The sequence below is a fragment of the Pseudoduganella sp. R-32 genome, from assembly GCF_049913245.1.
Lineage (GTDB): Bacteria > Pseudomonadota > Gammaproteobacteria > Burkholderiales > Burkholderiaceae_D > Rugamonas.
This window is the reverse complement of sequence record NZ_CP183987.1, coordinates 575820-600976: the sequence shown is the minus strand read 5'-3', so window position 1 is coordinate 600976 and position 25157 is coordinate 575820. Positions and strand designations below refer to the sequence as shown.

Here is a 25157-nt window from a genome sequence, read left to right as displayed (position 1 = left end):
GCATTTAATATATGGTTTTCTGTGCAAAATCAAACTGCGTTGTGAAAAATCCTGTTAGCTCGTCGTCGCCGCAAAAGCCGGCAATCGCCCTGGTGGTCGGCCTGTGCAGCCACGGCTTGTCCGTGGTGCGCGGCCTGCACGAGGCGGGAGTGGAAGTGTACGCGCTGGAGAAGGATGCGTGGCGGCCGGGCGTACGCAGCAATGCCATCGAGCACACATTCCTGTGCAGCGAAGCCGAGATGAGCGACCTGGTGCCAACCCTGGCCAGCCTGCGCGCGCGCCTGCCGCAAGACCGCCAGGTGGTGCTCTTTCCCAGCAACGATACCCATGTGCGCCAGATGGGCGAGGGCCTGGAACAGTTGCGTCCGCACTATCTGCTGAGCTGGGCCGCTTGCGCGCAGCATGTGCTGCGGCTGCAGCGCAAGAACGAACTGGAGCAGGCGGCCCGCAGCCAGGGCTTGAACTATCCGCGCTCGGCCACCCTGCTCAGCGTCGAGGAGGCCGAGGCCGCGGTGGCCGGCTTCCGCTACCCTGTGATCCTGAAACCGGCGCGCCCGCTGTCCTCGTTCAAGACGGCGCTGGCGCAGGCCCTGCCCGAACTGCTTGCCCTGCTGCAGCAATACCAGGGCGACTTGCCGATCCTGGCCCAGGAGTACATTGCCGGCGACGACCAGAGCCTGTATTTCGGCGCCCTCGTGCTCGACCGCGGCGCAGTGGTGCAGGAAATGGTCGGCCGCAAGATCGCCTCCTTCCCGCCGGCGCGCGGCCAGACCACGGTGGCGGAAAGCGTCGACGAGCCGCAAGTGCTGGCCCTGACGCGCCAGTTCTTCGCCGGCCTCGACATGTCGGGCCCGGTCTCGCTTGAACTCAAGCGCGCTCCGGACGGCAGCTTCTGGGTCATCGAGCCGACGGTCGGGCGCACCGACTTCTGGCTCGAGCTGTGCGTGGCGGCCGGCTTCAACCAGGTCTACCAGGAATTCCAGCTTGCCCTCGGCCAGCGTGCCCGGCCGGGCACGCTGCGCGGCCCGGTCACCTGGTTTGACGCCGAGAACGACACCCTGTCCTACTGGCGCGCCGTGCGCGCCCAGCGCACGCTGCGGCCCTACGGCGGCAAGCGGCCGGCCTTCACCTACTGGCGCGCCAGCGACCCGCGGCCCTTCCTGCAGGCCTGCCGGGTCGGCCTGGCATGGCGCCTGCGGGCACGCCTGCAGCGCCTGCAAGGCAAGGCGCGCGAACAGCGCGGCAACGCCCTGCGCGTGCGTGAGCTGCCGATGGACCAGCCCTTGCCGCCCGAGCTGGCCGGATGGCTGCGCGCGCACCAGCCAGACCCGCTGTTCTGCACCCTGGACTGGTATGAAGCGCTGGTGAAATTCGAGCGCGAAGTCCACCCGGACAGCGGCCGCCGCTTCAGCTGGGTGTTTGCCTGGCGCGGCGAGCAGCCCTGCCTGGCGGTGCCGGTGGAACGGCTGCCGGGCCTGCTGCGCAGCATGGAAGTTCGCCTGCTGAGCAATTTCTACTCGCCCTGCGTCGGCCTGTTCATCGACCGCGCGCTGCTGTCGCCGCAGCAGAGCTGGCAATTGCTGCTGCAGGCGCTGGACCAGCTCGACAAGGGCTGGCTCAAGCTGAGCGCGGCGCCGGCCAGCCTGCAGCAGGCCGACCAGGCCAGCGAAGGCCTGGCCGCCCAGGGCCATGCCGTGCAGCGCGTGCCGCTGTCGGCCAATTATTCGGCCTATGCGCCCGACCTGGACAGCTACTGGGCCAAGCGCCCCTCGCAACTGCTGAACACCCTCAAGCGCAAGGGCAAGGCGCTGGCCCGCGAAGCGCACCGCTTCGAAGTGGTGACCGCGCCCACCGCGCAACAGGTGGAACATTACTGGTCGACCTACAGCCATAGCTGGAAGGGGCGAGAGCCGTCGCGCTCCTTCATTGACTGGCTGATGCACTGGAGCGCCGCGCGCGGCTACCTGCGCCTGGGCCTGCTGTACCTGGACCAGCAGGTGGTGGCCAGCCAGCTGTGGCTGGTCAACGAGGGCGTGGCCCATATCTTCAAGCTGGCCCAGGATTGCAACGCCGACCGCTTCTCGCCCGGCAGCCTGCTGACCGGGCACCTGATCGAATACGTCTACCGGCACGACCAGGTCGAGCGCATCGATTTCATGCTGGGCGCCGATCCCTACAAGGGCCTCTGGATGGAGCAGGAAAATCCCTGCTTTACGCTGGAAGTGCTGAACCGGCGCCATGTGCTGGCGCCCGCGCTGCGCCTGTACCTTGCCGTGCGCGGCCTGTTGCGCCAGCGCCGCGCCGGCCACGGCAGCGGACTGGCCGTGGCGCCGGGCTGAGCGGGCCACCTGCCAAGGGCAGGGCGGCGCTGTTCCATAATCGATAACAATGATGCACAATATGCAAGTGGCGACAGATGGCCGCCGGCTGCCCGGACCATGTACCATGTCACTTTTATTGCTGCTACGGAGTAACGCATGTATTTGGAAGAAGTAAAGACCATCCTGACCGATGTGCTGGCCCTCGGTCCCGCCGGACGCAGCCTGACCGAACACTCGGCCCTGCTGGGCAGCCTGCCCGAGCTCGATTCGATGGCCGTGGTACAACTGATCGGCGCCCTGGAAGAACAGTTCGGCTTCAGCATCGACGATGATGAAATCGACGCGGCCACCTTTGCCACCCTGGGCAGCCTGGCCGCCTTCGTGCAGCACAAGCTGACGGCGTAATGGCGGCGCCGGTACAGCCCCTGTTCCTCGGCCAGGGCGGCGCGGCCCGCTTCGGGCTGTACCATGCCCCGCAAGCCCCCTGCCGCGGCGCCTGGCTGTACCTGCCGCCGCTGGGCGAAGAAATGAACAAGGCGCGCCGCATGGCGGCGCTGCAGGCGGCTGCCCTGGCGCGCCAGGGGTATGCCGTGCTGCAGCTCGACCTGCACGGTTGCGGCGACAGCGCCGGCGATTTCGGCGACGCCAGCTGGGACAGCTGGCTGGCCGATGTCGCTGCCGGCTTGCAATGGCTGGCGGCCACCCTGGGGCCGGCGCTGGCGCAGCCGCCCGGCCTGTGGGGCCTGCGCCTGGGCGCCCTGCTGGCGCTCGACCATGCCAGCCGCGCCGCCGTCCCGCCTTCGGCGCTGCTGCTGTGGCAACCGGTGCTGCAGGGCAGCGCCCACCTGACCCAGTTCCTGCGCCTGAAAGTCGCCGCCCGGATGCTGGGCGAGCAGGCTGGCGAAGGCGGCACGGCCGCCTTGCGCGCCGCCCTGGCGCGCGGCGAAGCGCTGGAAATTGCCGGCTATACGCTGGCGCCGGCGCTGGCCCTGGGCTTCGACGGCCTGGATGCCAGCCGCCTGCCGCCGCCCTGCCCGGTGCACTGGTGCGAAGTGGTCGCGGACGCGGGCCGCCCGCTGCCGCCGGCGGCGGCACGCGTGCTGAAGGCCTGGCAGGAGGCCGGCGTCGTTGCCGCCACCCGCCTGGCACCCGGCCCCCAGTTCTGGGCCACCCAGGAGATCGCCGAAGCGCCGGCCCTGCTGGCTGCCACCTGCGCGCTGCTGGACGAGGCTTGCCATGCGTGACGACCAGGCCCTCAGCTTTGCCTGCGGCGGCGACACCCTGGTCGGCATCCTCAGCCCGGCGCCCGGCCCGGCCACGCGCGGCGTGCTGGTGATTGTCGGCGGGCCGCAGTACCGCGCCGGCAGCCACCGCCAGTTCACCCTGCTGGCGCGCCAGCTGGCCGCGCGCGGCATCCCGGTCTTGCGCTTCGATTATCGCGGCATGGGCGACAGCGACGGCGCCGCGCGCGGCTTCGAGCAGGTCGATGCCGATGTCGCTGCCGCCATCGACGCTTTCCAGGCTGCCGTGCCCGGCCTGCGCGAAGTGGTGCTGTGGGGCTTGTGCGACGGCGCCGCTGCCGCCCTGTTCTACGGCCATCGCGACGCGCGCGTGCGCGGCCTGGTGCTGCTCAATCCCTGGGCCCGCACGGCCGCCGGCCTGGCGCGCAGCACCCTCAAGCATTATTACTGGCAGCGCCTGTGCGATCCGGCCTTGTGGCGCAAGGTGGCCAGCGGCCGCTTTGCCGCCGGAGCCGCCTTGCGCTCCCTGCTCGGGATGCTGGGCGCGGCACGCCAGCCGGCGCCGGCCGCCGCCCCCGCGCAGGCGGCGCCGGCCATCCCGCGCGACGGCAGCGCGCCGCCGCTCAGTGCCGACTTGCCGGCGCGCCTGCTGGAGGCCATGCAGCGCTTCCGCGGCCGCGTCCTGTTCATTTTCAGTGGCGCCGACCTGACGGCGCAGGAGTTCCTCGACATGACCAAGGCTTCGCGCCGCTGGCAGCAATTGCTGGCGGGCCCCGCCGTGCAGCAGCATACGCTGGCCGGCGCCGACCACACCTTCTCCACCCGCGCCTGGCGCGACCAGGTGGCCGACTGGACTGCGCAATGGGTGCAGGCGTGGTAAAGCGCGTGCTGATGGTGGCGTTCCACTTCCCGCCGCTGCGCGGCAGCAGCGGCATCCAGCGCACGCTCAAGTTCGCCCAATACCTGCCGGCCCTGGGCTGGCAGCCGCTGGTGCTGTCGGCGCACCCGCGCGCCTACGTCAACCAGGGCCCGGACCAGCTGGCGGAGATCCCGCCGCAAGTGGTGGTCAAGCGCGCCTTCGCCCTCGATTCCGGGCGCCACCTGGCCTGGCGCGGCCGCTACCTGGGCTTTACGGCCTGGCCCGACCGCTTTGTCGGCTGGTGCCTGGGCGCCATTCCGGCCGGGCTGTCGCTGGTGCGGCAATACCGTCCGCAAGTGCTGTGGAGCACCCACCCGATCGCCAGCGCCATCCTGATCGGCCTGGTGCTCCACAAGCTGACCCGCCTGCCGTGGGTGGTCGATTTCCGCGACCCGATGACCGACACCAACTACCCGCGCGACGCACGCGTGCGCGCCATCTGGCGCTGGATCGAACGCAAGGCGGTGCACAACGCGGCGCTGGTGGTCTGCAATACACCGAGCGCGGTGGTGACCTATACCACGCGCTATCCGGAACTGCCGCGCAGCCGCTTCACCATGCTGGAGAACGGCTACGACGAGGAAAACTTCCGCAGCGCCGGCGCCCAGGCTGCCGGCCACGCGCGCCCGGCCGGCCAGCCCTTCACCCTGGTGCACAGCGGCATCATCTACCCCTCGGAACGCGACCCGGTGCCGCTGGTGCGCGCCCTGTCCGAACTGAAGGCGGCCGGCGCCATCGATGCCAGCCAGCTGCACATCGTGCTGCGCGCCACCGCCCACGACGACTACGTCAGCGCCCTGCTGGCCGAGCACGGGATCAGCGACCTGGTCAGCCTGGCGCCGCACGTGCCCTACCAGGCGGCGCTGGCGGAAATGCTGGCGGCCGACGGCTTGCTGGTGCTGCAGGCCAGCAATTGCAACCACCAGATCCCGGCCAAGCTGTATGAATACCTGCGCGCCGGCCGTCCGATCCTGGCCCTGACCGATGCCGTCGGCGATACCGCCGCCACCTTGCGCGCGGCCGGGGTCGATACCATCGCCCCGCTGGACGACAGCGAAGGCATCAAGCGCGGCCTGCTACACTTCCTGCAGCTGGCACGCGCCGGCCAGGCGCCCCTGCCGGCGCCGGCCGCCGTGGCCGCGGCATCGCGCCAGGCGCGCACCGTTGAACTGGCACGCATGCTCGACAGCGTGCTGCCCCAATCGCAGGCCCTGCCGGCCCCGGCCGGCTCCACGGAGGAAGTATGAAAACCCGTTTCCTGGCGCTGGCCGCCATCCTGTACGCCATTGCCGTACCCGGCAGCGCCCGCATGGTCTGCGGCGAAGCCACCAATGGCCAGCACGACTTCCGCACCGTGCCGGATTACTTTATCAAGCTGGTGCATGCGCGCCACTTTACCGACGATATCGAGCAGGGCATCCGCGGCGAATCGAGCGTGCTCGGCGCCGACCTCGAATACACGCTGCTGCACATCCCCAACCATCCGCGGGCGCTGAACACCGCCTTGCGCCTGGCGCCGCGCAACCGCAGCGGCATCATCGAGGGCGCCAAGCTGCCGATCGAATGCTATTTCGAGCGTGCGGTACGCTTCTTCCCCGACGACAGCAACGCCTGGCTGATGTATGCGCGCTTTGCCTATGCCAAGGAGCGCCAGGGCCAGGCGATGGAAATGCTGCAAAAGGCACTCGAGCTGTCGCCGGAAGACCCGGCCATCAACTACAACATCGGCCTGATCTATGCCAAGCAGAAGAAGTTCGAGCAGGCCCTGCCTTATGCCCAGAAGGCTTACGCCCTGCAGTTCCCACTGCCGGCACTGAAGCAGACCCTGGTCAAGGCCGGCAAATGGGTGGAACCGCCGCCAGCGCCGCCCGAAGAAAAGGCCGAGGTAGCGCCTGAAGGGGAAAGCAAGCCGGAAGCCAAGGGCGAGGACAAGGCCGGCAACAGCGCCGGCGAACCCGCCGGCGCCGCCGCCGCCCCGGCCTCGGCAGCCACTGCGCCAGCGCCCGTCAAGCCATGATGCGGCTGCTGGCGCGGCGCGGCGCGGCGTTCGCCGCCCTGCTGCTGCTGATGGCAGCTGCCAGCGTGTATCCGGCGCCGCGCCTGCCGCTGGCCATGCTGCTCAGCGGCTACATGGCGCTGCTGCTGTGGCGTCCGCAAGCCTGGCTGCTGGCCGTGCCGGCCCTGCTGCCAGTGCTGGACTTTGCCCCCTGGACCGGCTGGTTCTTCCTGGAAGAACTGGACTTGCTGCTGCTGGCCACCTGTGCCGCCGGCTATTGGGCCGTGGGACGCGCGCCCGCGCCCACCAAGCTGCCCGGCCTGGCGCGCTTCGCGCTGGGCCTGTTCGCGCTGTGCTACCTGGTGGCGGCCTGGCGCGGCGTGATGCCGCTGGCGCCGCTCGATGCCAATGCCTTCGCCAACTACACCAGTCCCTATAATGGCTTGCGGGTGCTGAAAGGCGTGCTGTGGCCGCTGCTCTTGCTGCCGCTGCTGCGCGCAACCGCCGGCGAGCAGGGCAGCAACCTGCAGCGCCTGCTGGTGCCTGGCATGATCCTGGGCCTGGTGGCCTGCAGCCTGGCCGTGGTCTGGGAGCGCATGGCCTTCCCCGGCCTGTTCAATTTTTCCAGCGACTACCGCCCCACGGCGCCGTTTTCCGCCATGCATACCGGCGGCGCGGCGCTCGATGCCTACCTGGCGATGGCCTTCCCCTTCGTCACGCTCTGGCTGGTCAACCACCCGCCGCCGCGCCGCCTGGCGCTGGGGCTGGCGGCGCTGGGCCTGGGGCTGTTTGCCGGGCTGACCACCTTCTCGCGCGATATTTACCTGGCGTATGCCGCGGCCGGCGCCGTCATCGTGGGGCTGGGCTCGGCCCATCATTTGCGCGGCGGCACCCTGTCCCTGCGCAACATGGCAGCCGCCTTGATGCTGCTGGTGCTCAGCTATTGGGTACTGGGCCAGGTGTTTGTCCACGGCGGCTACCGCGGCCTGGGCGCTGCGCTGGGCTTGCTGGCCACCGCCCTGCTGCTGGGAGGCGCCGCGCCGCGCCTGCCCAAGCCGCCGGCGGCAGCCGGCCTGGGCCTGGTGCTGCTCTTGCTGGTGGGGCTGATCGGCATGCTCGGCTCGGCCAGTCCGCTGGCCAAGGGGCCCTACCTGGCATACGCCATCGCCCTGCTGTGCGCCGGCGGCGGGGCGGCCCTGCTGGCCGCCGGGCCGGCGCCGCAACGCCCCTGGGGCGTGCTGCTGCTGGCGGCCGCCCTGCCGGCGCAGGCGCTGGCGGCGGCCCTGGTGGCGCGCCATTATGGCGGCAACGAAGCCCTGCCCGGCATCGCCCTGGCCATCGTGCTGGCCCTGGCCATGGGCGCCGGCCGCCTGCTGCCGCAACGGCCATGGCAGCTCAACCGCGGCACCCTGACCGTGGGCTTCTTCAGCGCCATCGTGTTTGCGGCCCTGATACCGATTTCCAGCAGCTATTACACCGGCAGCCGCTTTGCCACCGTGGGCAACGACCTGGGCGTGCGCGTGGCGCACTGGAGCGATGCGCTGGGCATGATGGACGACACGGCCATGACGACCGCGTTCGGCCAGGGCCTGGGCCGCTTCCCGACTGCCTACATGTGGCACAACACGCAAGGCGAAGTGCCGGGCACGTTCAGCTATGCCGAAGAAGCGGGCAACCGCTTCCTGCTGCTGGGCGCAGCCCAGTATGCGCGCGGCTGGGGCGAGGTGCTGCGCATGCTGCAGCACGTCGATGTCCAGCCGGGCCAGCATTACCGCCTGCGGCTGGACATCCGGCGCAAGAGTGCCGACGCGCTGCCGGTGGCGATGGTGTGCCAGCGCTGGCTGATCTATCCGCAGGATTGCAGCGTGGTGAAATTCCAGGCCATGTCCCTGGTCGATGGCTGGCAAAGCGTGGAAGGCGAACTGCCGGTGCGCGGCGCACGCAGCAGCTGGGGCGCGCCGCTGGTGCTCGAGCTGTACAACCATTCGCACAAGGCGCCGCTGGAAGTCGACAATGTGAGCCTGGTGGAAGCCGGCACCGACCGCGAACTGATCCGTAATGGCAGCTTCAGCGGCGGCAACGATTTCTGGTTCTTCAGCAGCGACCGCAACCACATGCCCTGGCACGTGAAGAATTTCGCGGTCAACCAGCTGTTCGAGCTGGGCTGGGTGGGCGCGCTGGCCACCGCCTTCCTCTTGCTGGCACTGGGCGGACGGATGATGGCGCGCGGCCTGGCCGGCGACAGCTATGCCGCGGTCAGCTTGGCCGCGCTGACCGGCTGCATGATGGTGGGGCTGTTCGATTCCATCACCGACGTGCCGCGCCTGACCATCGTGTTCCTGCTGGTGGCCCTGGCGGGCAGCCTGAAGCCGGCGCGCAAGCGCATCAAGGTGCGCCGCCAGCGCGCCGAAGCCGAAGACGAGGGCGCCGACGCCGTCCCTGGCTGAGTAGCGGGGCGCGCCCGCTCAGGAGGAGGCCTTGATGGCGTGGCGCTCCAGCAAGTCGTACAGGGTCGGGCGCGACACGCCCAGCAGTTCGGAAGCCTTGACGATATTGCCTTCGACGCGGGCCAGCGCGCGCACGATGGCGCGGTATTCGGCTTCGTCGCGCACCTGGCGCAGGTTGAACGGCTCTTCCTCCACCGGCGCGCCCGACAGGCCGAGGTCGTCGGCCGTGATGGCCGGGCCGTCGGCCATGATGATGGCGCGCTTGATGCAGTTTTCCATTTCGCGCACATTGCCCGGCCAGTCATGGTGGGCAATCTGGGCCAGGGCGTCGGGGGAAAAGTGCAGGTTGCCGCGCCCTTCCTGGGCGCAGAAGCGGTTCTTGAAGTGCTGCGCCAGCAGCACCGAGTCGCCGTCGCGCTCGCGCAGCGGCGGGATGGTCAGCACGATTTCCGACAGGCGGTAATACAGATCTTCCCGGAAGCGGCCGGCCTTCACCAGCTCTTTCAGGTTCTGGTGGGTGGCGCAGACGATGCGCACGTCGACCGGGATTTCCTCGTGGCCGCCGACGCGCTCGATCACGCGCTCCTGCAAGAAGCGCAGCAGCTTGGCTTGCAGCGGCATCGGCAGGTCGCCCACTTCGTCCAGGAAGAAGGTGCCGCCGTTGGCCGCTTCCACCTTGCCCTTGGTCTGCTTCACGGCGCCGGTGAAGGCGCCCTTCTCGTAGCCGAACAGCTCCGATTCGAGCAGGGTTTCCGGAATCGCCGCGCAGTTGATGGCCATGAAGCGTTCCTTGGCGCGCGGACTGCCCTGGTGCAGGGCGCGCGCGATGACTTCCTTGCCGGTGCCCGATTCGCCCAGCACCATGGTGGTGGCCGAGCTGGGCGCCACTTTTTCCACCTGGCGGCACACCTTCAGCATGCCGGGGTCGCGCGAGATGATGCCAGCCAGCGGGGTGTCGGCGCCGCCTTGCTGCATGCGGCGGTTTTCCTGCTGCAGGCCGTGCAGGAAGAAGGCGCGCCGGATTACCAGCGCCAGCAGTTCCGGTTCGCAGGGCTTCTGGTGGAAGTCGTAGGCACCCATGGCAATCGCCTGCACCGCGTGCGCGCGGTCCTGGTTGCCGGTCAGGACGATGACCTTGGTGTCCGGCGCCAGCGCCAGGATCTGCTGCAGCGTGGCCAGGCCCTCGGTGGCGCCGTCCGGGTCGGGCGGAAGGCCGAGGTCCATGGTGCAGACGGCCGGCTCGTGGCGGCGCAACTGGGCCAGCGCCGCTTCGCGGTCGCCCGCCACGACCACGTCGTAGTCGTCGAAACTCCACTTGAGCTGCTTTTGCAGGCCGGGATCGTCTTCGATAATCAACAGCTTGGGTTTGCTCTGGCTCACAACAGGTCCTCGCGCCTTCAGGCGGCTTGTTCAATGGTTTGCTGGCGGTACAGCGGCAGGCTGACCGTGAATGTGGTGCCTTGTTCCGGCGTGCTGCGCACCTGCAGCGTTCCCCCCAGCTGGTGGATGTATTCCCGGCTTTCGAAGGCGCCGATGCCCATGCCGGCCGACTTGGTCGAATCGAAGGGCTTGAACAGGCGCTCGCGGATGAACTCTTCGCTCATGCCGCTGCCGGTGTCGGCCACTTCCACCAGCACGCTGTCGCCCTCGCGCGCCAGGCGCACGCACACCTTGCCGTCGCGCGGCGTGGCTTCGATGGCGTTCTGGATCAGGTGGCCCAGCACCCTTTCCAGGCGTTCGCCTTCGGCCAGCACTTTCAGGCCGGCATCGGCCAGCTGCAGCGACGGCTTGGGCTCGAAGGCGGCCTTCAGCGCCACGGCCTGCGCCAGCAAGGTGCCGAGGTCTTGCGGCACGGCGCGCTCGGGGGAAGCGGTACGGCTGAGCTTTTGCAGCATCAGTTTCATTTTTTGCACCGACAGGGTCACGGTCTCCATCATATCGCGTTGGAACTCGGGATTGTCGGCATGTTTTTCCGCATTGGCGGTCAGCAGCGACAGCTGCGCCACCAGGTTCTTCAGGTCGTGCACCACGAAGGTGGACAGGCGGTTGAACGAGTCGAACTGGCGCGCCAGCATCAGGGCATTGTCGGCCTCCTGCTGGGCCAGGTAGGAGGCGGCCTGGGTGCCGGCAATCTTCAGCAGATCCAGCACTTCCCAGTTGAGCTTGACTTCGCTGCGCGAGGCCATCAACACCACGAAGCCGGCCAGCCGGCCCTGCAGCAGGAGCGGCACCACCAGCCAGGCCTTGGGGAAGGCCAGCAGCCAGGCCGGCAACGGCACTTCCGGATCGTGCAAGTCGTGGGCGGCGACTTCCACCAGCCATTGCTTGCTTTCCATTAATCGGCAGAACGCCGAATCGGCCGGCTCGCTCGCCTGCTGGGCCTGCACATGCCAGGAGGCCAGCGGTTCGAAGCGCTGTTCGCGGCGTATCCACAGGGCGCCGCCCTGGCTCTCCACCAGCTCGGCCAGGGCGGAAATGGTGCGCTCGCCCAGGTTGGGTCCGGTAGCCGACAGGGTGCGGGTAAACGCCAGCCACTCTTCGCGGTAATCGTAGTTGTAGCGGTAGAAATGCTTGCTGATGAACACTTTCAGCCAGGCGCGGAAGGACCCCGAAAACAGCACGCCCGCCAGCAGGAAGGTGGCGCCAAACAGGAAGGCCAGCTGCATCAGGCCGCCCCAGGAGCCGCCCACGAAACGCAGGTAGTAGGCGGCCATGCTCATCGCCAGCAGGTAGACTGCCGAGCCCAGCAGCGCCGCCGAATGGAAGGCCACGCGGCGCGAGACGGCCAGCTGGGCCGGCCAGGAGGCGCGCCGCAACAGGGAAATCGCCAGCAGCGGTACGATCAGCGCATTGACCAGGCCGCGCGCCGCCCACAGCTCGGGATCGAGTTCGCGCAGCAGCAGCATATCGCTGTACAGGTAGAAATCGTAGGCAAACAGCGCACCCAGGCCGAGGCAGATGAATTTCATGGCCCACCGCACCTGCACGCTGCGGTCGCGGTAGAGCTGCTCCACCAGCAGCATGCCCAGCACCGCCATGCCAAGGCGGCCGATGGCCAGCACGTGGAAGCCCAGGCCGGCCGGCAGTTGCTGCGCCAGCAGGCTGGCCAGCAGCATGGCGCCATACACGGCGAGGCTGGCCTGGAAGGTGCGCGCACCGCGCTGCCACAGGCCCAGCATGGCCAGCAGCACGGCCGTCCAGGCCGCATTGCGCAGCCATTCGGCGCCGTGCAGCACCCACGGCGCCCACGGCACCACGGTGGCGCTGGCCATCACCGCACCCCACAGCACGGTCAGCAGCGAGGCCGTGGCCAGCACGCGCTGGTGCGGTCGCTGGTCCGGGCGCTGGCGCCAGCCGGTCAGGACCAGCACGCTAAATAACAGAAACGCCAGCGCAGCGCTGGCGTAACTGAAGGCGGTGATACTGGTCGGCATCAGGCCTCCATGTCCTTAACGGCCTCCCCTGAACATGACCACCTTGATGGTATCGATCAGGACCAGCACGTCGAGCAGCAGGCTGTTGTTCTTGACGTAGTACAGGTCGTACTGCAGTTTCTGCAGCGCGTCTTCGACCGTATCGCCATAGCCATAGCGCACCTGGGCCCAGCCGGTGATGCCTGGCTTGATGCTGTGGCGCACATTGTAATAAGGCACGCGCTCCGTCAGTTGCTCGACGAAGTAAGGACGCTCGGGGCGCGGGCCGACGAAGGACATCTCGCCCTTCAGCACATTGAGGATCTGCGGCAGTTCGTCAATACGCAGCTTGCGGATGATATTGCCCACGCGCGTGATGCGCGGGTCGTTCTTGGCGGCCCACTGCGGCGTGCCGTTCTTTTCCGCGTTCTTGAACATGCTGCGGAATTTCAGGACGCGGAACACGCGGCCATCCATGCCCACCCTTTCCTGCGAATAGAAGATCGGCGCGCCATCCTCGATCACGATGGCAATCGCGGTCAGGATCATGACCGGCAGGGACACCACCAGCAGCGATACGCTAGCCAGCACATCCACCGCGCGCTTCATGAAGGTGCGCATGAAGCTCTGGTCGAAGCCGCCGCCGAACACCAGCCAGGAAGGCTGCACCGATTCCACGCGGATCTGGTAGGTTTCGCGCTCGAAGAAGGTGGCGGCATCGGTGACCTGGATGCCATACAGCTTGCATTCGAGCAGTTCCTTGATCGGGAAGGCGCCGCCGCGGCGGTTCTGCACCGAGACCACGATTTCCGATACGCGCTGGGCGTTTGCCAGCGCTACCAGCGAACCGCCCTCAGGCAGGCGCAGCAGCTGGTTCTGCGCCACGCAGATTTCTTCCGAGGGCACCGCGACATAGCCGGCCACGTCGTAGCGGCGGTAGTTGGTCTCGCGCGTGGCCAGCTCGCCGCATTCCTTGGCCAGGGCGCCGCCGCCGAGGAAGATGATGCGGGTGGCAAGGAAATGCGTGCGCGATGTCTTCATGAACATGGCGCGCGCCAGCAGGATGCCGGCGCCGGAAATGATGAACACCAGCACCAGGATGCCGCGCCCGAAATACAGGTCGGGCGCCAGGTAGAACACCAGGGTCAGGATGCAAAAGCCCATGGCGAAGGAAGGCATCAATTGCAGGAAGAAGGGATTGCGCAAGCCTTCCTGGAAATTGATCTGGTACATGCCCAGCGCAGACATGCTGAACACGATGGCGGCCGCAAAAATGCAGGCCGACATGAAGAAGTGGTCGAGCTTCGGTATGGCGAACTGGTCACCGTCGAAAAAACGCAGGCCAGCACCAGCGTAGAACGAGCCAATCAGGATCAACACCTCCAGGAAAAGCAGGCTGAAGACAACCTTGGAAATGTAGTGATTGGAAATTCTTAGCATTTTTATTCCCTCCCGCTTTGCTGCGCATGCCGGCCGTGAAAGCGCGCGGAGCCTTCCGGCCATGTCTCGTTAACTGTCTTGCGGGGCCAGGTGGCGGACATACCAATCCATGGCCTCCTTCAACCCCTCGCCGATACGGTGCGATGGATCGAACCCCAAAAGCTCGCGCGCCTTGGTGATATCGGCCTGCGAATGGCGCACGTCGCCGGCCCGGAATTCCTGGTATTGCGCCTGGTGCTGGAGCAGGTGCGGGAAACGCTCCTGCAGCAGCTCGCGCATCATCAGGTACAGTTGGTTGAGGCTGGTGCGCTCATTGAGCGCGACGTTGTACACCTGGTTGGCAGCGCCCGGCTTGTCGGCCATGGCTGCCAGCAGGTTCGCTTGCACCACGTTGTCGATGAAGCAGAAATCGCGGCTGGTTTCGCCGTCGCCGTTGATGAACAGGGGACGGTTGCGGATCAGGGCCGACACCCACTGCGGTATCACTGCCGCATAGGCGCCTTCCGGATCCTGGCGCGGCCCGAACACATTGAAGTAGCGCAGGCCGATGGTTTCCATGCCATAGGTGCGCGCGAAGACATCGGCGTACAGTTCATTGGCATACTTGGTGACGGCATACGGCGACAGCGGCCGGCCGATGGTGTCTTCCACTTTCGGCAGCGCGGGATGGTCGCCGTAAGTGGAACTGGATGCGGCGTAGACGAAGCGCTTCACTTTCGCGTCGCGCGCCGCCACCAGCATGTTCAGGAAACCGGTCACATTGGTGCCGTGGGTCAGCAGCGGATCGTCGATCGAGCGGCTGACCGACCCCAGTGCGGCCTGGTGCAGGACGAAATTAATCGGCAAACCCGCTTTGCCGGCGCAGGCTTGCTGGCAGGTCGCCAGGTCGCGGATATCGCCTTCGATGAAGGTAAACGAAGCCCAGGCCGCGGAGCCGACCGCTTCGCGCACCTGGTCCAGGTTGTGCTGGTGGCCGGTGGCGAAGTTGTCCAGGCCCGTGACCTGCTGGCCGAGCTTGAGCAGCGCCTCCACCAGGTTGGAGCCGATGAATCCGGCGGCACCCGTCACCAGCCAATGGTATCGCTGGCCACGCAAGTGCAGCCGCACGTCGTCAAACTTGCCCACTACAGCCCTCCCAGGCTTCCCTGATATTTTTCTTACAGGCGCCAGACGCTGTATCCAGCTTCTTCCAGGCCTGCCATATTGAATGCCGATTTCACGTCGATGAAGACGCCGCCCGGGTTCAGCTTGGCCGACAGGTCGGCCAGCGACAGCGCCAGCAATTCCTTGTGCGACACTGCCGCCACCACCGCATCGGCTTGCGGCAGGCTGTCCCAGCTTTCCAGGCGAATACCGTATTCGTGTACCGATTCCTCCGAATCGGCTACCGGGTCGTGCACATGCACGTCCAGGCCGTACGACTTCAGTTCAAACACCACGTCCGCCACCTTCGAATTGCGCAAGTCCGGGCAGTTTTCCTTGAAGGTCAGGCCCAGCACGTTCACTTTCGCGCCCTTGATGTGGCAGCCCGCCGCGATCATCTGCTTGACGGTCTTCTCGGCCACGAACTTGGCCATGCCGTCGTTGATGCGGCGCCCCGCCAGGATCACCTGCGGGTGGTAGCCGATCATGTCGGCCTTGTGGGTCAGGTAGTAAGGATCGACGCCGATGCAGTGGCCGCCAACCAGGCCGGGACGGAAAGGCAGGAAATTCCACTTGGTGCCAGCCGCCTGCAGCACTTCCAGCGTATCGATGCCGATCTTGTCGAAGATGATTGCCAGCTCGTTCATCAGCGCGATATTCAGGTCGCGCTGTGTATTTTCGATCACCTTGGCCGCTTCCGCAACTTTCACACTGGAAGCCCGGTATACCCCAGCCGTCACTATCGATTCATATAGTTTAGCAACCTCTTCGAGCGTTGCAGGATTATCTCCCGAAACCACCTTCAGGATGGTGGTCAGGCGGTGCTGCTTGTCGCCTGGATTGATACGTTCAGGGGAGTAGCCGACATTGAAATCTTGCGGCCATTTCAGGCCGGAATGCTTTTCCAGCACGGGGATGCAGACTTCTTCGGTGGCGCCCGGGTAGACCGTCGATTCGTACACGACGATGGCGCCCTTCTTCATGTACTTGCCGACCGTGGTCGAGGCGCCGACCAGCGGGCTGAAATCGGGCGAATGGGCATTGTCGACCGGGGTCGGCACGGCCACCACGATGTAATCGGCTTCGGCCAGGGCGGCCGGATCGTAGGTCACGTGCAACCGGGTCGCTTCGCGCAATTCCGCTTCCGACACTTCGCCGGTCGGATCGCAGAACTGGCGGTAATTCTCAATCTTGGACTGCGACAGGTCAAAACCGATAGTCTTGCGTTTCTTGCCGAACTCAACAGCCAGCGGCAGGCCGACATAGCCGAGGCCAACTACAGCAACTACCTTTGTGTCATCCATGTTTAGTTCCTGATCAGAATTACTTATTACACTTATGCTAACCATATAACAGCTGCCTGCCAACTACAATGCCGGGTTCACAATGAACGCCCGATTTCCAGGGGAAAACCGGCCGCATGCAGTCGCTTTCGCTCTGCGCGCATTTAACATTTCTTTGTGGAACAGTTGGATCGGCGCCACGGTCAGCATTGACTTGGCCGTCAACTCTATTGCAATTGTGGCATTCATTGTCAATTTTACACCACGATGGCCCGCCTGTCACAGCCTTTATGCGAGTTACCCCTCGGCAAAGGCTTTTCCGCGACAGCCCAGGCTGCGCTCAGGCCGCGATCCGGGACTGCAGCCTGGACTGGGGCGCTTCCATGCGGCACCACAGTTCGAACTCGACGATATCGAACAGCGGGATGGCAGGCTCGGCCTCGTCGGCCTTCATGCGGTCGAGTTTTTGCAGCAAGGCCGGCACGTTGTAGATGCCGCGTTCGCGCGCGGCCCGGCTGGCGAGCAGGTCGCGCGCCATTTCATACATGGCGCCGCACAGCCAGCGGCGCGATGGCACCGGGAAGCCCATCTTGTCGACGCGCGTGCGCACCAGCTCGGGAATCCGGCCGCGCATGGCCTCGCGCTGCACGTACTTGTTCCAGTGGCCGCGCATATGCCACTCGTCCGGCAACTGGAACAGCAATTCCACCAGGCGGTAGTCGAGGAAGGGCACCCGTCCTTCGATCGAATGGGCGCTGGCGTTGCGGTCTTCCACCCGCAGGAACAGCGGCAGGGGCGCCACCGTGACCGCGTTGCTGAGCGTGGCCGGCAGGCGCTGGTCGCGCGCCGCCGGCTGCGGCAGCGCATGGCGGCACAGCTCCGGCTGCAGCCACGGACTGGCGCCGGCGGCAGCACCGGCACGCCGCAGCGCCAGTGCGCGGTAGGGCGGCAGCGCAGAGAGCGCGTTGCGCAGGCCCAATTCGAGCTGGGCGCGGAAATGCCGACCGGTGGCGCCGCCGTGGTGGCGCACAAAGGCAGCCATCTCGTTCCAGGCCTGGAGTGGCCGGCCGGCGCGCATCAGGCTGTGCCAGTAATGGCGGAAAAATGCCGGGTAACCGGCTGCCGTCTCGTCGGCGCCCTGCCCGTTCAGCACGACCTTGACGCCGCGCGCGGCGGTCTGCTTCATGAGCTGGAAGCTGACCGCCGCCGCCATCGAATGCACCGGTTCGTCCTGGTGCCAGAGCAGTTGCGGCAAATCGTCCCAGATCTGGCGCGCGTTCGCATGCAGCGGTTCCATGAGGGCGCCGGTCTCGGCCAGCGTGGCGTCGATGTAGCGGCGCTCGTCGAAGTCCTCGTCCATGAAGCTGAAGGTGCGCAGCGGGTCGCTGGCGCCGTCGGCGGCACGGATGCGCGCCGCCTCGCACAGGATGGCGCTGGAATCGAGGCCGCCCGACAGGTGCACGGCAACCGGCACGTCGCTGCGCATATGCAGGCGCATGGCATCTTCGAACAGGGCTGCGTACTCGCCGGCCGGGTCGGCCACATGGCGCGGCGCGATCTGCGCCACGCTCCAGTAGCTCCACTCGCGGTAGCTGCCGTCCAGGCCCAGTTCGAAGGCACAGCCGGCCCCGACCGGGAGAATCTGCTGGTAGAACGACGCCTGGCCGGAGTCCAGCGCCTGCGCCCCATGCACCAGGAAATCGGCCGCCACCTGCCAGTTGGTCTCCACGCTGACGCGGCCCGAGTCGCGAATGGCCTTGATTTCCGAGGCGAACATCACCTGCGAGCTGTCCTGGTAGCGGTACAGGGGCTTGATGCCGAAGCGGTCGCGGGCGCCGAACACATGGTTGCGGCGCCGGTCATGGATCAGGAAGGCCCACATGCCGTTCAGGCGCGACAGGCATTGCTGGCCCCACTGCTGGTAGGCGTGCAGCAGGACTTCGGTATCGCTGCGGGAGCGGAACTGGTGGCCCAGGCCCTCCAGCTCGCGCCGCAATTCGAGGTAGTTGTAGATTTCGCCGTTGAAGACGATGGTCAGGCTGGCATCGGGCAAGCTCATCGGCTGGTGGCCGGCCAGGGACAGGTCCAGGATGGCCAGGCGCCGGAAACCAAAGCCAAGCGGCCCGGCCAGGTAATGGCCTTCGTCATCCGGCCCGCGATGCCAGATCAGGTCGCTCATCCGCTTCAGCAGGGCCAGCTCGGCAGGACGGCCGTTGGTGTTGAGCACTGCTACCAGTCCACACATAGTCAACTCTTTCGCAAGGACACGCCCAGCTTCGGAGCAGGCAAATGTTGTGATTACTGGCAGTTATCATATATTACCCACAATAAACGTCAATATCAAAGAGGAAACATAGTTTTCTTTTTACTATTGCAGGATGAGGGTCGCGTGCGGCGTGGACGCGCTGCGCGCCGCGATCTGTTTCAGCTTGAACACGGCAATGGCTTGTGCCACCCATTCGGCCTGGCGCGCCAGGCTGCTGGCAGCCGCTGCCGCTTGCTCGACCAGGGCGGCATTCTGCTGCGTGATGCCGTCGATATGCACCACGGCCTGGTTGACCTGGCCGATGCCGCGGCTCTGCTCCTGGGTGGCATGGTGGATTTCGTCCATGACGCGGGTAACGCGGCCGACCGACTCGATCACTTCGCTCATGGTGGCGCCCGCGTTGCTGGTCAGCCTGGCGCCGGCGTCGACTTTCGCGATCGAACTGTCGATCAGCTGCTTGACCTCCTTGGCGGCCGTGGCCGAACGCTGGGCCAGGCTGCGCACTTCGGTGGCGACCACGGCAAAGCCCTTGCCATGCTCGCCGGCGCGGGCCGCTTCCACGGCGGCATTCAGGGCCAGGATATTGGTCTGGAAGGCAATGCCGTCGATCATGCCGATAATGTCGAGGATCCTGCGCGACGACTGGCTGATGTCGTCCATCGTCTGCACCACTTGCGAGACGATGGAGCCGCCGGCTGCCGCCACGCTGGAAGCCTGGCCGGCCAGTTCATTGGCGCTGTGCACGCTGGCCGCGCTCTGCTGCACATTGCTGGTCAGCTGCTCCATGCTGGCCGCCGTCTGCTGCAAGCTCGAGGCCTGCGATTCGGTCCGGCCCGACAGGTCGAGGTTGCCGCTGGCGATTTCGCTGGTGGCGGTCTGGATCTCGTCGAAGTTGCTGCGCACATCGCCGATGATGCTGTGCAGGTTGACATTGGTCTGGCGCAGTGCGGCCAGCAACTGCCCCATTTCATTGTCGGCCCCGATCTCGAGGACACCGGTCAGGTCGCCGCCGGCCATCTTGCGCGCAAAGCCCGTCGCCTGGCGCAGCGGCTGCACGATGGCGCGCTGCAGCGCGTACCAGAAGGCCAGCGTGAAGACGCTGAAGGCGGCATTGGCGAGCGTCATCCACAGCGGAGCGCCCTGCACCGCGCCGGACACGGCGAGCAGGGCCAGGAAGCCGCTCAGCGCACCCATGCCGATGCCGATCAGCCTGGCCAGCGAGAGCTCGCGCAAGCGGCCGGCCCAGTGGCGCCAGCCCGGCCGGCGCAGGCGGCCGCGTTCCAGGCGCAGGCGGCGCGGATTGCCTTCGCGCAGTTCGCGGTAAAGATGGTCGGCCTGCGCCACCTGTTCGCGGCTGGGCTTGCTGCGCACCGACATATAGCCGACCGGGCGGCCGGCCTCGATCACCGGCGTCACGTTGGCGTACACCCAGTAGAAGTCGCCGTTCTTGCAGCGGTTCTTGACCATGCCGCTCCACGGCATGCCGGCCCTGATGGTGGCCCACAGGTCGGCAAACGCCTCGGCCGGCATGTCCGGATGGCGCAGGATATTCTGCGGCGCGCCGATCAGCTCCTCTTCAGTAAAGCCGCTGACTTCGATGAAGTAGGGATTGGCGTAGGTGATCTTGCCCTTCAGGTCCGTGGTCGAGACGATGGTCTTGCCGTCGTCCAGGATGAACTCCTGGCTGGTGACAGGGGTGTTGAGGCGCATGGCAGTGCTCCTTGTTCGGCAATCTACAGGGGAGAATTGGCACGAACCGGGAGCGGGGGTCCGCATGGCCTGGCGGGACGCAAGCGGGCGTCCCTGGCCATATCATGCAGTCAAGTATAGGAAGATGATGCGCTGCGGAAACTCACCAAAAATTGTAATAGGAAAATTCAATGAGCTGCTGTGGCGTATTTGCCATCACGCCGGGCTGCGACGGCGCAGCACGCCTCGTACCTCGGCCACCATGCTGCGGTTGAAGAGCAGGCTGGCCAGGCCATAGGCCAGCATGCCGCCCAGTACTTCGGCCACCAGGGCCCAGGCGCGCGGCTGTGCCGCCAGCGGTGTACGCAACAGGGTGACGGCGCCGAACATCAGGGCAGCGCACAACAGGGCCGGCCCGGTGCGGCGCGCCACCGCCTCCGCCCCGACGCCGATGGCGGCCAGCATGCTGCGCATATTGATGAAGAGCACCACCGGGTAGGCCAGCAGCCAGGCATAGGCCACGCCCTGGATGCCCCAACGCGTGCCGAGGTAGAAGGCGGGCGGCATCACGATGCAGGACAGCAGCACATTGCGGAAATTGATGCCCGGCTGGCCGAGCGCGTCGGTGACGGTCGGCAGCATCTGGGCCAGGGTGCGGAAGGGCATGACCAGGCACAGCACCTGCAGCGGCAGCACGGCGCCTTCCCAGCCCTTGCCGAGCACCACGCTCACCAGTTCCGGCGCCACGCTGGCCATGCCCCACAGGATGGGGAAGGACAGCAGGCTGATATAGCCCAGCAGCTGCAGCACGCCGGCGCGGATGGCCGGCAAGTCGTGCTGGGTGCGCGACAGGATGGGGAACAGCACCTGGTTCAGGATGCCTGCCATGCGCTGCACCGGCAGCGAAGCCAGGTGCATCGAGACCGAATACCAGCCCAGCGCCTGGTCGCCCAGCACGCGGCCGACGATGGCCACGTCGGCCTGCATGAAGCTGTACCACAACAGGCGGGTGGCGGTCAGGCTGCCGCCAAAGCCGAGCAATTTGCCCATCCCTGCCAGGGACCAGTCCGGCCGCGGCTGGCCGGGCGCGCACCAGTTCAGCGCTCCCATGCGCCAGGCCTGGGTGGCCAGCATGCCGGCCACCAGCGACCACACGCCTGCGCCAGACAGCGCCATGAACAGTGTCGCCTGCGAGCCGACCAGCGCGGCACTGAGTTCGACCAGCGAACGCTGCTTGTACTCCAGGCGGCGCTGCAGGCGCACGTCGGGAATGATGGCCAGCGGCAGCAGCAGGAATTGCACGGACAGCACATGCAGCAGCGGCTGCAGCCGCACTTCACCGTAGAAGGCGGCCACCAGCGGCGCCAAGGCATTGGTCAGCAGGAAGAGCACGAGGTTGACCAGCCAGACCACGCCCATGGCTTGCCGCAGATCCTGTTCGCTGATCTCCTTGCGCTGGATCAGGGCCGGGCCCAGGCCCACCTCGGCAAACATGCCAAGCAGGCCCAGCACGACGGTACACATGGCCAGCAAGCCGTAGTCGGAAGGCGCCAGCAGGCGCATGACGAAGATCGTCACGCCCCAAGTAATCAGTTGCGAGCCCAGCTTGGCCCCTGCCACCCACTTCACGCCACGCGCCAGCTCAGTTTGGAATTTCATCGGTAGTCGAGGCAATCATGGCGAGGCAGGGAAAGGAATTGCAATCAGGATAAGGGAGCGAACCCGGTGCCGCAAGCGCGGCTGTCCGGTGCGGGATTGCCAAAACGTCCAGCATATTATCTTAATGATATGATCGCGGCAATCGTGAAATTGACAGTCGCCCCCTTGGCTGGCATGATCATGATGGTCAATTGACAACATTTAACGGAAATCAAATGCTCCAGCTCCTGCGCTCGATCAAGAACAAATTCACTCCCGAGGCGCCGCTGCCGCTGGGCGCCGTGGCCGAGCGCGAGGCCGACCGGCGCGGCTTGCCGGCCCATGATCCGGGCATCGAGGCGGTCATCGCCGCCTGTACCGACTGGCTGGGCGCGGCCCAGGACCATTCCGCCTCCGCCGACGGCGGCGTGGCGCGCGACTTCAGCCTGGTCAAGGGCTGGGCCACTTCCTACCCCGAAACCACCGGCTACATCGTGCCGACCGTGATCGAACTGGCGCGCCGCCAGGGCAGCGCCGAATTGCACCAGCGCGCGCGCCGCATGCTGGACTGGTTCGTCGCGATCCAGTTTGCCGAAGGCGGCTTCCAGGGCGGGCGCATCGATTCCAACCCGCGCGTGCCGGTCACCTTCAATACCGGCCAGATCCTGCTCGGGCTGGCGGCCGGCGCCAGGGAATATGGCGATGCCAGCTACCTGGACGCCATGCATCGCGCCGCCGCCTGGCTGCGCGATTCGCTGGATGAAGACGGCTGCTGGCGCAAGCATGCAACGCCGTTCGCCAAGCCGGGCGAAAAAGCTTATGAGACCCATGTCGCCTGGGGCCTGTTCGAAGCCGAGCGCGTGGCGCCGGGCCACGGCTACGGCGAGGCCGGCCTGCGCCAGGTGGCATGGGCGCTGGGCAAGCAGCAGCCCAACGGCTGGTTTGCCTCGAATTGCCTGAACGACCCGGTCCATCCGCTGAGCCACACCATCGGCTATGTGCTGCGCGGGGTGCTGGAAGGCTACCTGCTGTCGAAACGCCCCGAACTGCTGCAAGCTGCCGAGCGCACCGGCAGCGCCTTGCTCGAAGTCGTCGGGCCCGACGGCTTCCTGCCGGGCCGCCTGGACAGCCAATGGCGCCCTGCCGCCACCTGGGCCTGCCTGACCGGCTCGGTGCAGAATGCCCACTGCCTGTTCCTGCTATACCAGCTCACTGGCGAGGAGCGCTATTTCGACGCCGGCCGCCGGCTGACCCAATATGTGCGCCGCACCATCAAGGTCGACGGCCCGAAGGAGACGCGCGGCGCGGTCAAGGGCGCGTTCCCGGTGGACGGCGCCTACGGCGAATACGAATTCCTGAACTGGGCCGCCAAGTTCTGCATCGACGCCAACCTGCTGGAACAGGACTTGCTGAAAGCCCGCAATGCTTAAGCAGGCCAAGCGCCTGGCCAAGGCCGTGCTGGAAAAGCTGCGCCGGCGCAGCAGCGCCCGCGAAGTCAAGCAGAGCCAGCGCCACGTCAGCCGCGACGAGCTGGTGGCAGGGCTGGCAAGGCTCGGCATTGCCAAGGGCGACGCCGTCTTCATCCACTCCTCGCTGAAAAGCCTGGGCTATGTGGAAGGCGGCGCCGCCACCGTGGTGCAAGCACTGCAGGAAGCGGTCGGCCCGGACGGCACGCTGGTGCTGCCGACCTATTACATGCCGGGCGGCTCGATCCGCGGCACCTGCGAAATGAAGGATTATGTGTTCGACGTGCGCAAGCACGGCACCAATATGGGCCGCCTGCCGGAAGCCTTCCTGGCCAGCGCAGGCATCGCGCGCAGCGTGCACCCGACGCATTCGGTTTCCGCCTGGGGCCGCCATGCGGCCTACCTGACCGAAGCCCACCACCGCGCGCCATCGGTGTTCGGCGAAGGCTCGCCGTGGCAGCGCTTTGTCGGCCTCGATAATGCCAAGGTGCTGGGCCTCGGCATTTCGATGGGCCCGGTCACCTTCTACCACGTGCTGGAAGATGCCATGGGCGACGCCTTCCCGGTGCCGGTATGGGGCGCGGAGACTTTCCGCCTGCCATGCATCGACCACGCCGGCCAGCGTAGCGACGTGCCCCTGCGCCCCTTCGACCCCGAGCTGGCGCAACGCCGCATCGACCATCGCTCGCGCGAGGACTTGCGCCAGTATTTCATGGCCGAATTCAAGCGCGCCGGCCTGCTGCATGCCGGCCAGGTCGGCGAAGCGCCATCGTGGTGGATTCCTGCGCGCGGCTTCTTCGACCACCTGCAGCGGCTCGCCGGCGAGAACCTGACCATCTACTCCACGCCGGAACAACTGGCAGCGCGGCCGCTGGCCTAGGCTGCCGGGGCCGCCATCGCGGCGCCAGCCCGGCGTGCACTCCAGCGCGCGCCGAGCCTGATCATCGGCAGTTCGACCAGGTGATAGCCCAAGCCGGTGAACAGCACCAGCAAGGACAGGAAAAGGCTCCACTGCCAGAAGGGATGGAGCGCATCGAGCGTGCGAAACGCCAGTCCCATCAGCGGTGGGTGGAACAGGTAGATGCCATAACTGTACTTGGCGATGAACTTGCTGGCACGGTTCAGGCGTGGCGCCGACATCTCGCGCAGCCAGGGGATCGCCAGCCCCACCGCCAGGCACACCAGCCAGCGCCCGTAGTTGTTGGCGCGCGGCTCCGCATAGGCGACAAACGCCGCGCATGCCAGCGCCAGCAACGGCGGCCACAGCCAGCCCGGCAAGCGCTCCCTGCCCTGCATGCGCCAGGCCAGTACCCCGGCCAGGAAACAGGGCGCAAACTCGAACAGGCTGAGGCGCGCGGTCACCAGCGGCTGCAGCAGGGCCAGCGGAATCGACACCAGCCACAGCGCCACCAGCCAGCGCAGCGGCCGCCGCCGGAACAGCAGGAACAGGAGCGGCAGCAGCAGGTACATCTGCACTTCCAGGCACAGCGTCCATAACACGACCGACATATAGCGCGCATACACCAGGTTCTGGACCAGCAGCAGGTTGGCCGCCAGCTCAAACGGCGTCCATTGCGCATCCATGAAGAAGTAGATGCCCAGCAGCAGGACGGCTGCCAGCGGATAGATGCGACAGGCGCGCTGCAGGTAGAAGGCCCGTAACAGGGCCGCCCCGTCCAGTTGCTGGCGCTCCAGCGACTGCATGAGCACCAGGCTGGTGTGCACAAAGAACAGCATCACGCCCAGCTGGCCCATGGCGAACGAAACAGGATTGGTGCGGATGGTGTAGCCGGCGATATGCGCCGTCAAGACCAGCAGCACGGCAAGCGCACGCAGGAAATCAAGGTTCGGCTTGAGCATCATGGCTCCGGACGCGTGGTGCAGGAACTTCAGTC

General features: G+C 66.6%; 18 protein-coding genes. 9 read left to right on the top strand and 9 right to left on the bottom strand.

Features of this window, described 5'->3' with window-relative positions; genetic code table 11:
* Positions 1 to 41 precede the first annotated feature (41 nt).
* The 7 genes from ACN9MU_RS02840 (at position 42) to ACN9MU_RS02810 (ending at position 8924) form a co-directional block, all read left to right on the top strand.
* Positions 42 to 2339: a GNAT family N-acetyltransferase gene (locus ACN9MU_RS02840; protein ID WP_426167275.1), complete on the top strand. Its 2298-nt coding sequence runs from the start codon at positions 42 to 44 to the stop codon at positions 2337 to 2339.
* A 138-nt stretch (positions 2340 to 2477) separates the two neighbouring features.
* Entirely contained in the window at positions 2478 to 2726 is a 249-nt protein-coding gene (locus tag ACN9MU_RS02835) for an acyl carrier protein (RefSeq protein WP_426167273.1), read from the top strand.
* A complete protein-coding gene (locus tag ACN9MU_RS02830) occupies positions 2726 to 3565 on the top strand; it encodes a hydrolase 2, exosortase A system-associated (protein ID WP_426320368.1) in 840 nt (279 codons plus the stop codon). Before ACN9MU_RS02835 ends, ACN9MU_RS02830 begins: the two co-directional genes overlap by 1 nt.
* Positions 3558 to 4442: a hydrolase 1, exosortase A system-associated gene (locus ACN9MU_RS02825; RefSeq protein ID WP_426320366.1), complete on the top strand. Its 885-nt coding sequence runs from the start codon at positions 3558 to 3560 to the stop codon at positions 4440 to 4442. The genes ACN9MU_RS02830 and ACN9MU_RS02825 overlap by 8 nt, the downstream gene beginning before the upstream one ends.
* Positions 4424 to 5728 (top strand): glycosyltransferase, encoded by a 1305-nt coding sequence (locus ACN9MU_RS02820; protein WP_426344121.1) that lies wholly within the window; start codon positions 4424 to 4426, stop codon positions 5726 to 5728. The genes ACN9MU_RS02825 and ACN9MU_RS02820 overlap by 19 nt, the downstream gene beginning before the upstream one ends.
* Positions 5725 to 6498 carry a tetratricopeptide repeat protein gene (locus ACN9MU_RS02815; protein ID WP_426167265.1) on the top strand — a complete coding sequence of 258 codons (774 nt, stop codon included), beginning with the start codon at positions 5725 to 5727 and terminating at the stop codon, positions 6496 to 6498. The genes ACN9MU_RS02820 and ACN9MU_RS02815 overlap by 4 nt, the downstream gene beginning before the upstream one ends.
* On the top strand, positions 6495 to 8924 hold the full coding sequence (locus ACN9MU_RS02810) for a hypothetical protein (protein ID WP_426344120.1): 2430 nt from the start codon (positions 6495 to 6497) through the stop codon (positions 8922 to 8924). Before ACN9MU_RS02815 ends, ACN9MU_RS02810 begins: the two co-directional genes overlap by 4 nt.
* Before the next feature lie 18 nt (positions 8925 to 8942).
* Here ACN9MU_RS02810 and prsR read toward each other — a convergent pair whose 3' ends face one another.
* From prsR to ACN9MU_RS02770, 8 genes are all read right to left on the bottom strand, one after another.
* Complete coding sequence (gene prsR, locus ACN9MU_RS02805) at positions 8943 to 10304, bottom strand: PEP-CTERM-box response regulator transcription factor (protein ID WP_426167261.1); 1362 nt, start codon at positions 10302 to 10304, stop codon at positions 8943 to 8945.
* A 17-nt stretch (positions 10305 to 10321) separates the two neighbouring features.
* Positions 10322 to 12358, bottom strand: coding sequence for an XrtA/PEP-CTERM system histidine kinase PrsK (gene prsK, locus ACN9MU_RS02800; protein ID WP_426167259.1), 2037 nt, complete (start codon positions 12356 to 12358; stop codon positions 10322 to 10324).
* Between the two features lie 15 nt (positions 12359 to 12373).
* The gene (locus ACN9MU_RS02795; RefSeq protein WP_426167257.1) at positions 12374 to 13777 is read right to left on the bottom strand and encodes a TIGR03013 family XrtA/PEP-CTERM system glycosyltransferase; all 1404 of its coding nucleotides are present in this window, start codon (positions 13775 to 13777) and stop codon (positions 12374 to 12376) included.
* 69 nt (positions 13778 to 13846) lie between these two features.
* Positions 13847 to 14902 (bottom strand): SDR family oxidoreductase, encoded by a 1056-nt coding sequence (locus ACN9MU_RS02790; protein WP_426167255.1) that lies wholly within the window; start codon positions 14900 to 14902, stop codon positions 13847 to 13849.
* A 32-nt stretch (positions 14903 to 14934) separates the two neighbouring features.
* Complete coding sequence (locus ACN9MU_RS02785; protein ID WP_426167253.1) at positions 14935 to 16224, bottom strand: nucleotide sugar dehydrogenase; 1290 nt, start codon at positions 16222 to 16224, stop codon at positions 14935 to 14937.
* A 319-nt stretch (positions 16225 to 16543) separates the two neighbouring features.
* Positions 16544 to 18448: an asparagine synthase (glutamine-hydrolyzing) gene (gene asnB / locus ACN9MU_RS02780; RefSeq protein ID WP_426344119.1), complete on the bottom strand. Its 1905-nt coding sequence runs from the start codon at positions 18446 to 18448 to the stop codon at positions 16544 to 16546.
* Positions 18449 to 18571: 123 nt separating this feature from the next.
* Entirely contained in the window at positions 18572 to 20179 is a 1608-nt protein-coding gene (locus tag ACN9MU_RS02775; protein WP_426167249.1) for a methyl-accepting chemotaxis protein, read from the bottom strand.
* Between the two features lie 195 nt (positions 20180 to 20374).
* Positions 20375 to 21817, bottom strand: coding sequence for a lipopolysaccharide biosynthesis protein (locus tag ACN9MU_RS02770; RefSeq protein ID WP_426344118.1), 1443 nt, complete (start codon positions 21815 to 21817; stop codon positions 20375 to 20377).
* Positions 21818 to 22032: 215 nt separating this feature from the next.
* Here ACN9MU_RS02770 and ACN9MU_RS02765 point away from each other — a divergent pair, with 215 nt between their 5' ends.
* Both ACN9MU_RS02765 and ACN9MU_RS02760 read left to right on the top strand, forming a co-directional pair.
* Positions 22033 to 23226, top strand: coding sequence for a hypothetical protein (locus ACN9MU_RS02765; RefSeq protein WP_426167245.1), 1194 nt, complete (start codon positions 22033 to 22035; stop codon positions 23224 to 23226).
* Positions 23219 to 24142 (top strand): AAC(3) family N-acetyltransferase, encoded by a 924-nt coding sequence (locus tag ACN9MU_RS02760; RefSeq protein ID WP_426344117.1) that lies wholly within the window; start codon positions 23219 to 23221, stop codon positions 24140 to 24142. The genes ACN9MU_RS02765 and ACN9MU_RS02760 overlap by 8 nt, the downstream gene beginning before the upstream one ends.
* Here ACN9MU_RS02760 and ACN9MU_RS02755 read toward each other — a convergent pair.
* Entirely contained in the window at positions 24139 to 25125 is a 987-nt protein-coding gene (locus tag ACN9MU_RS02755) for an acyltransferase family protein (protein WP_426344116.1), read from the bottom strand. The two genes, ACN9MU_RS02760 and ACN9MU_RS02755, sit on opposite strands and share 4 nt — an antisense overlap.
* Positions 25126 to 25157 lie beyond the last annotated feature (32 nt).